The organism is Citrobacter sp. wls710, from assembly GCF_005281115.1.
GTDB lineage: Bacteria > Pseudomonadota > Gammaproteobacteria > Enterobacterales > Enterobacteriaceae > Citrobacter > Citrobacter werkmanii.
In genome coordinates this window covers 1-780 of the sequence record NZ_SZXD01000044.1, presented here as the reverse complement: position 1 = coordinate 780, position 780 = coordinate 1, and the positions used below count along the sequence as shown (strand labels likewise).

Here is a 780-nt window from a genome sequence, read left to right as displayed (position 1 = left end):
AATTATGGCCCGGCATCCGCTTTACCCTGTCAGACCACCCGATACCTGCGCTTAACCGCAACTGGCAGGTGGTGAGCAGCACGCTGGTTGGCGTGCAGCCTCAGGCCCGCCACGGCAGCGCCGGACAGGGGACTCTGCTCACCAACCAGTTTTCCGTTATCCCGGCAGAACAGACATGGCGTTCCCGCCCCCTGCCAAAGCCCAGAGTGGACGGTCCGCAAAGCGCGGTGGTTACCGGCCCGGCAGGGGAAGAGATTTTCTGTGATGAGTATGGCCGGGTGCGGCTGAAGTTCCTGTGGGACCGCTATCATGGCGGCACGGAGGACAGCTCCTGCTGGATACGGGTGTCACAGGCATGGGCCGGGGCCGGATTTGGTCATCTCGCCATTCCCCGCGTGGGGCAGGAAGTGATTGTTGATTTCCTCAACGGCGACCCGGATCAGCCTGTCGTAACGGGACGGGCCTATCACGAAGATAATCCCTCGCCGGGTGACCTGCCGGCCACCCGGACAAAAATGACCATCCGCTCCAAAACCTATCAGGGCGACGGATTTAACGAGCTGACCTTTGACGATGCCACAGACCAGGAGCAGGTCTATATCCATGCGCAGAAGAACATGGATACCGAGGTGCTGAACAATCGCACCACCGATGTGAAGGTGGATCACAGCGAAACCATCGGCAACAACCAGAACATTACCGTGGGTCTGGGCCAGACGGTGACGGTGGGTAAGGAGAATGCTGGCGGCCACGATCAGAAAACCACCGTGGCGCATGACC

General features: G+C 60.1%; 1 protein-coding gene. It reads left to right on the top strand.

The window, feature by feature from the left end:
• On the top strand, positions 1-780 hold a 780-nt coding region (tssI, locus tag FDX14_RS20085; protein WP_137350115.1), incomplete at both ends, for a type VI secretion system tip protein TssI/VgrG.